Here is a 7,082-nt window from a genome sequence, read left to right as displayed (position 1 = left end):
CCCGACACGCCAGCCAGACTCAACCCCCCGCTACACCCCGGATCGCGAAGAGCCCCTTTGGCCCACGTGCCGGGCTGTGTTGCAGCCCATAGGGGGGCAAGGAGCGGTGGGCGTCTTTCACATTCGAGATTTGGGTACTCTCAAGTTGCCAACCCGATCTATCTGTTGCAGTCCGGCAGCTTCACTTGGAAGTTGGCTTGCCGGGAACTGTTTCGGCCCGTTGCGAAGAACTTGGCATTGACCGTTGTCTCTCTTGGGCGCGACCCGGTTCGCAGGATCCGGCTGTACGGGAACAGCAGAGCGATGTTGGACATACTGAGTTCGTGTGGAAGGGCAGACCCTGAGGGCATGCTACGAATTCGGGCGACCGAATCGATGAAGAACAAGTCGAGCAGCTAGGAATCGGTGAAGAGCCTCGTGGCTGATTATCTCGTGAAAAGAAATGGCGTTGGACGGTTCAAGGAATTGAGCAGCAACGTTTCAATTCGGTTCGCCCTGTTGCAGACCCTGTGCAGGTTTGACAAGGAAGTACCGAGGCAAGTGTTGCGCGGTAGTCGGGAAACGGTTTTCTCTCGTAGGGACAGACTGATCATTGAATTCCTGAATCGTCAGCTCATAGACGTGATAGGGGAATGGTCAGATAGAGACGAACTTGGGAGACCCTTTGCGGACTCAGCACACGCGCCCGTATGGATGTGCTGGATGCAAGGCCTGGACAGGATGCCCTCTTTTCAGCGTGCTATTGTGGATCATTCAATGCAGCTATTGGGCGATCATGCGGTCACGGTCGTGGATCTGCGCAACATCGGAGACTATGCCTCGATCCCAGGTTATGTCTTTGATAAGTTCAAGTCGGGGGCTTTGAGCTTTCAGATGCTTTCGGACATCTTGCGCCATACTCTTCTTAGGGATCACGGTGGCATCTGGCTTGATGCGACAGTGTACGTGGCGCGACCTTTGCCGGCGGACGTCATGAAAAGTCCCTTCTATTCGGCAAAGGGAATCAGGAAATTCGCTGGGGCTTACCGATACTTTAATATACTCAACTGGGAGAGCTATTTCCTCGCGGGATGGCCTGGAGCGAATTTCTATGGGTTCATGACGGATGCGCTGCTCGAATATTGGCACAAGAACGACTTTCTGATCCAATACCTGCTTGGGAACTACATTGCGGCGATCGCGCTGTCGACAATCGGCACGATCGCGGCGCAGTACGAGAGGCTCCCCGTGAATAACACGCTTGTGGAGCAGCTCTGTCCTCTAATGCTTGACGGCGCTCCGCTGACTCGGGACCTGAATCGACTGCTCTTTGAAGGAGATACATACGTCTACAAGATCCCGTTGCGTAACTATTCTCGTGGCGAATCCGCAGGCGAATATCTTGTCTCTGACTACATTTTCGGCTGATCATCGGACTGCTGGCGCAACGAACCTCTTTGTCCATCGCTCGTTCTTGGAGAAGCTGTCGGTCACTGCCCAGACAAGCAGTTGGCGGAGGGCCAGTCGGGCTCTTCTGACATCGGGCGGGGGCCAGGGGGTGAAGCCACCGACGACCAGGAGCGTGCGTAGGCGGTGGTTCTTGCCGCGGTTGCGGTAGCCGCGGTCGATGCGGCGGTACAGCTCGATGATGCCGTTCACGGGGTCTGTGCCGCCGTTGTTCGCGCAGTCGGTGCTGAAGTACACCAGGGACGCCTGCCGCCAGCGACGAAGGGTCCGGCCCAGGCGCGCGACCTCGGGCCTGAGTTCCACAGGTTTGGTGCCCGTCATGTTTGATGGCGTCGAGGATGTGGCGGGCTCTGTCGTCCACGCTGGGCTGGGCGGTGACGTGATGCCCGACGATGATGATGGTGACGGTCTGGAAAGGCCGTACGGTCTGGACGATCTTCTTGATACTGATCCCGTGAGGGTTTGCAGTGCCGGGACACGGCCAGGGCAGCCAAGACCACGGTCACATGCGCTTCGATCGCGTCGCAGCGGTGATGAAAGACCGGGCGGCTCGCAGATCGGATATGGCCATCGGGAGGGACTGCTCCACATGCCACACGTCGTGGTAAGCGTCAATGACGTGCGAGGCGTCCTCGACCTGGGAAAGGATAGTGGTGACGTAGCCCTTGAAACCTGAGCAGAACCGGGCCTTCTCGATGATGTCCCAGTTGACGTGGACTTTCTCCCCGTAGGCGTCACGGGCCACGGTGACGAACCGGTCCGTGGCCACTGGCCTGGTCCCGTGGCGGCCTGCTCGGCCGTGGCGACGTACGAGTTGATCGTGCGGTTCTCCCGCTGCCGGCGTGCGAACGAGTACTGGTACACCACCCGCCGGTCCCGGCGCGTGCTCCCGGTGCCCCTGGGGCGGGTGGTGCCGATGTTCGTCCTGTCCGCCACCACGTCACCGTGGGCGTGGACGTAACCACCGAGGTCGTGGGGAACTTTCGGCTGGCGCGACCCGAGGATGAACCAGTGCCCGGCGTCCTCCAGCCCATCTGGATTCTTCGCCGACAATTTCCCCGCGTCAGCCACGAGAACCAGCACTCCGGTCTGGTGTTCGGCGGTGAACCCGGTGATGACGGGACGGATCGTGGTGGTCTCGGCCTTGTTCCCCTCGAACATCGCGACCTGCGACGGGTACCCATCCGGGGCGACGAGCAGCCCGACGGTGATCTGGGGGTCGACCCGCCGTTCCTTCGACATTCCGACCCGCCGGAGGCTGTCTTCGTGCTCGGTTTCGAAGTACAGCGAGGTCAGATCGTCAAGCATCAGCCTCACCGGCCCGCCCCGGTTTGCGTGGGCCCAGCGCGCCGCAGAGATCCGGTCGCGGTATTGCCCCTTGCCGACTCCTCGGAGGCAGTCGTACAGGGTTTTCTCGTGCGGGGCGGTGACACCGATCTCGCGGAGCACCCCGATGGTATCGAGTTCGCTGGTCGGTTGGACGATCCTGGCCAGCACGAGTTGGGTGAACACCTCATCGTCCAACTGCCGAATCCGACTTGCCGGTGGGCGGCCAGCAGCGTGTCCCACAACACCTGGCTGGCCGACTGTTCCACTGCGGCCCTCGGGGGTGCCGGGCCAGTGGTGAACAGCAGCTCCTGGGTCCTGTGAAGCCGCTGGTGAGCCGTGCTCATCAGCGCACCACCAGTTCCGCCTCGCCGTGGACGGACCCGACATGCTCCACGATCGTGCGGCGCCCGCCCCGTTTCTGCACGATCTGGACCGCGGTCGCCCCAGACGTGGTCTCCACCGTCCGCACGAAAGGACTCACCATTACAGCTGCTTGTCCGAGAGGTTCTCGACGCCGGCGCGCAGAATCGTCTGGATGCCGAACAGCGGGTCGCCCTTGCGGCCGCGGTACCCCGTGGTGGCCTGCTGGACCCGGACCCGCCAGGTCCCGTCCTTGCCCCGATGGCAGGTCAGATCGGCCATCCCCGTGAGCTCCCTGGGGCCTCGAGGGCGGGTGTCGGTGTGATGCCAGATGTGCACGTCGACGCCGAGAGAGGTCACCCCGGCGATGCACGTGTGCTCGTGGCGCAGCTGTTCGATCGCCCAGGTCGCGGCACGACAGGTCAGCGATCCGCGAGGGGCGACCGGGTCGGGCAGCTGCTCGACGAATGCGCCGAACGGGCAACCGGGGTCGGGCAACGACAAGTCCCCTGGCGCCAACGCAGCACGAGTAGGACCTCACCAGGCACGTCCTGCAGCAGCCGCGTGCGCAAGCGACCAGCCGCACGACGGGCAACCCGTCAGCGTCGTGGCCGAGGAGATGGTCACGGTGAGCAGTTCGGCGACCCGTTCGACGGTCCCGACGTCGACGTCATCCAGGCCGATCAGCACGTCGCAACGCGGGCAACGGAAAGTGGTGGACGTGCCAGGGACACGCACTAGCGTGGAACATCGTCGACGCCCACGGTGCGGCGGTTGCTCGGTCACTACCGATTCTCGGGGACCACGACCCCCCAACCCCGCACGACACTCATCCGCGAGCCGTCACCCCCACCAGATGTCCGAAGAGCCGGAGATCGAAGTTGCTCGGCAAAGCCGCCTACCGGAGATGCAACTGATCCCCATCCGTGTTGAGTAGCTCCTCGGAGAGCCTCACGTGGCGCTCAACATAGCGATGTGAGTTCAGTTCGTCGCGCATTCGGTGTTGCGCTTGGGGGATCTTCTTATGGAATGGTCCCGGATTGTGTCCGAAACGCTGCAACGCGTCACGGAGAGACTGTGGGTCACCAACTCGAACATATGTGACACAAGAGGTATCGAAATAGGCGTCCATGCCCCCGGCATCAGTCACAATCACCGGTTTGCCCATCACGGTGGCCTCCTCGACGACCGTGACACCCGATGCATGGCGGTTCGCCATGAGCGTGACAACCACGACATCCGCCCAATCATACTCTTGGGAAAGGCAAGAGTTGTCAGGGGGCTGGATGATCTCAACGTTTGGGACACCTCGTGCGATTCGGTTGGCGCGGGAGTCATTGGTGACCATACGCAGTTCGATGGGGGACGAAGCCACTGCCTCTATCAATGTTGCCCAATCCCGATGTCTATCGCTTCCGAGCGAGAGAACTCGGGTCCCGTTGGCCATCTTGCGAGGCGAAGCCGGTTTTCTCATCGCATCAATGGCGATGCCATAGAGCACTAGCTCCACACGATGCCCGGGAAATGCTGCGCGTGCATCGGCAGTGTTCATCGGGGAAAGGAAGGTAAGGACGTCTGCGGATCGCAACAGCCGTTGAAACCACCAACGCCGGGCGGGACACATGTGTGGCCACCGATCCATGAGCCAGACGCTTTGCATCAAGAGCAACGGGCGTGGGGCAGCGCAACGTCGCAAGATCCACGCGACAGCGAGCCCCTGCGATTCCGTGTGGGTCCAGACGATATCAGAAGCTCGGATCCCGTCGCGATTTCGCCACGCATGCACCAGATCGAACCCCAATATCAGCCTGATCGCATAACGCCACACCTTCGCAAGATATGTCTCCGGATGATCCACAGAGAAGTCAATCTTCATCGATCCTGAGTCTGCATGGTGATAACCGTAAGGTGAAGGTTCATTGACACCAAGCTGGCTTCCATTTTCCCATCGTTTGCGCCAGCCCACCGCACCTTGCCCATATGACAGCTGCACAAAAACGCGAGTCTGTTCATCTGTGCCCATCGATGCGCCGCCGCATGTACGGCTGCCATTTCGCGTTGGATCAGGAATCACTTTGAAGCCTTACCTTCGGGAGCAATTGCATATGACTGGCAGGTGTCACACGATCGCGCTATCGGACCGCGTGACGCTTCCCGCCGCAGGTCCGTATCGGAATCCGTGTCAGTATGCCCCGCCTGACTGCAGAACCACTCGCACCGTCTTGAGCATGATCATCAGATCCCCCACCAGCGACCAGTTCTCCACGTACCGAAGGTCGAGCCGAATGCTCTCTTCCAGCGACAGGTCAGACCGCCCGCTCACCTGCCACAACCCGGTGATCCCCGGCTTGATGAGCAGCCGCCTGTAGTAGGCCTTGCTGTACTCGGGCACCTCACGCGGCAACCCGGGCCTCGGCCCTACCACGCTCATGCCGCCGCACAGCACCGACCAGAACTGTGGCAGCTCGTCGATGGAGTACTTGCGAAGGATCTTCCCAATCGGCGTGATCCGCGGATCGTCCGCCATCTTGAAGAGCAGCGCTGTTCCGCCATTCGCCGCGATGAGCGCGTCGATCTTCGACTCGGCATCCACACACATGGTGCGGAACTTGTGCACTCTGATCATCGTGCCCCGCCGCCCGATGCGTTCCTGGCGGAGGAACACTGGCCCACCGTCATCCATCTTGATGAGCACAGCCACGATCAAGAAAACCGGCAGCAGCAGCACGAGCACGACCGCGGAGAAGACGATGTCGAAACCGCGCTTGAACCACAGTCTCCACCCGCTAAAACGCGGCAAGTCCACGTGCACCAGCGACAGACCTTCCACGTCGCTGATCGTCATCCGGGGCCCCGCGACATCCATCAACCTGGGCAGGAACATCAGCTCCGTGGGGCGGCTCTCCAGCTGCCAGGCGAGATCGCGCACCTCCGAACGCCGCAGCCCATCGGCAACGATCACCGCGCCATAGCCACCCTCCGTGGCGGCCGAGATGAGCTGGTAAGGCCGATGCCTTGTCACCTGCGGAGACAACGATGTGCCCAGCTGTTCGGCTCCGAGAACGCAGACCCCACTGGCCCGGTAGCCCACCTCGGGACGGCTCTCCAGTGTGTTGAGCAGGTCGCCCACCGCCGGTGCGAACCCCACCACAAGCGTCCTGGTGAGCGCCCGCCCCTTGCTGCGCCCGGCATTGATGGCCTGTCTCACCACCCAGCGTTCGAGGAGCAGCACCGCCACCCCGACGGGCAGGGTCGTGACGAAGAGCCCTCGCGAAATCGAGGCCTGGAGGACGTAAGAGACAATCGCTCCAAACCCGAAAACCCACAGACTCGCTTCGACGACCTTGCGATACTCCTCCAGGCCCGCCCCGAGATTCCTGGTCGATCGGGACCCAGTGGCACCCAGCACGAAAACCCAGACGAGAATCGCCACGACGGCGACTGCCCGGTAGGAGAGGCCGACGGGGCCGCCAATCCGCGCGGACTCGGACACCCAGAACCCGACGGTCCCGCGCACCACCACGGCGATCACAATCAGGTCGGCACAGAACAGGATCGCGCCGACCTTGCGCTTCCAGCTGGCGCGCGTCTCCGCGTCGGCGTCTGGTTCCGACCATGGAAAAGCCAACTCGGGTGTTGAAGATCCCGTGGCCGATGGTGCGACGGACAAACCGGTCACCCTTCCTTGCCAGGACTGCCTTGAGCATTCCCACGAATCCGAACAGGCGATGCCGAACCTGTAATTCCGGGTACTCCTTCAGCTCACTCTTATAGGATTGTAAGAGATCATCAGACGGTTGAGTCAGTCGTGCGTGCGATCTTGGGAATCTTGGCACGAAGATGACATGCGTTACGCTCGCGTCGATGATCATCTGCGCATGCCTGGGTGTGATGTCCGGGGGCGTTGTTGCGTGAATCGCGTGTGATGTGCTGGCGGGGGAAGGCCC

9 protein-coding genes are annotated in these 7,082 nt (G+C 61.5%); 2 read left to right on the top strand and 7 right to left on the bottom strand.

Features of this window, described 5'->3' with window-relative positions:
- Positions 1-417 precede the first annotated feature (417 nt).
- Entirely contained in the window at positions 418-1,407 is a 990-nt protein-coding gene (locus tag ABF648_RS11540; RefSeq protein WP_415632397.1) for a capsular polysaccharide synthesis protein, read from the top strand.
- On the opposite strand, the gene ABF648_RS11535 is transcribed toward ABF648_RS11540, so the two are convergent.
- Together ABF648_RS11535 and ABF648_RS11530 are read right to left on the bottom strand one after the other, a co-directional pair.
- Entirely contained in the window at positions 1,408-1,767 is a 360-nt protein-coding gene (locus tag ABF648_RS11535; RefSeq protein ID WP_415632396.1) for a transposase, read from the bottom strand.
- A 181-nt stretch (positions 1,768-1,948) separates the two neighbouring features.
- Entirely contained in the window at positions 1,949-2,215 is a 267-nt protein-coding gene (locus tag ABF648_RS11530; protein ID WP_415632395.1) for a hypothetical protein, read from the bottom strand.
- A 176-nt stretch (positions 2,216-2,391) separates the two neighbouring features.
- On the opposite strand from ABF648_RS11530, the gene ABF648_RS11525 reads away from it, so the two are divergent.
- Positions 2,392-3,096, top strand: coding sequence for a hypothetical protein (locus ABF648_RS11525; RefSeq protein WP_415632394.1), 705 nt, complete (start codon positions 2,392-2,394; stop codon positions 3,094-3,096).
- 22 nt (positions 3,097-3,118) lie between these two features.
- Here the strand turns inward: ABF648_RS11525 and ABF648_RS11520 are convergent, their stop codons facing one another.
- The 5 genes from ABF648_RS11520 to ABF648_RS11500 all read right to left on the bottom strand — a co-directional run bounded on the left by ABF648_RS11520 (position 3,119) and on the right by ABF648_RS11500 (position 6,763).
- Positions 3,119-3,259, bottom strand: a complete 141-nt coding sequence (locus ABF648_RS11520; protein ID WP_415632393.1) for a hypothetical protein — start codon at positions 3,257-3,259, stop codon at positions 3,119-3,121.
- Positions 3,259-3,639, bottom strand: coding sequence for a hypothetical protein (locus tag ABF648_RS11515; RefSeq protein WP_415632392.1), 381 nt, complete (start codon positions 3,637-3,639; stop codon positions 3,259-3,261). The genes ABF648_RS11520 and ABF648_RS11515 overlap by 1 nt, the downstream gene beginning before the upstream one ends.
- 33 nt (positions 3,640-3,672) lie before the next feature.
- Positions 3,673-3,825, bottom strand: a complete 153-nt coding sequence (locus tag ABF648_RS11510) for a hypothetical protein (RefSeq protein ID WP_415632391.1) — start codon at positions 3,823-3,825, stop codon at positions 3,673-3,675.
- 208 nt (positions 3,826-4,033) lie between these two features.
- Positions 4,034-5,011 carry a glycosyltransferase gene (locus ABF648_RS11505; protein ID WP_415632390.1) on the bottom strand — a complete coding sequence of 326 codons (978 nt, stop codon included), beginning with the start codon at positions 5,009-5,011 and terminating at the stop codon, positions 4,034-4,036.
- Between the two features lie 306 nt (positions 5,012-5,317).
- Entirely contained in the window at positions 5,318-6,763 is a 1,446-nt protein-coding gene (locus ABF648_RS11500; protein ID WP_415632389.1) for a sugar transferase, read from the bottom strand.
- Positions 6,764-7,082: the final 319 nt, after the last annotated feature.

This window comes from Propionibacterium sp., assembly GCF_047719395.1.
Taxonomy (GTDB): domain Bacteria; phylum Actinomycetota; class Actinomycetes; order Propionibacteriales; family Propionibacteriaceae; genus Propionibacterium.
This window is presented reverse-complemented; position numbering and strand designations above follow the sequence as displayed.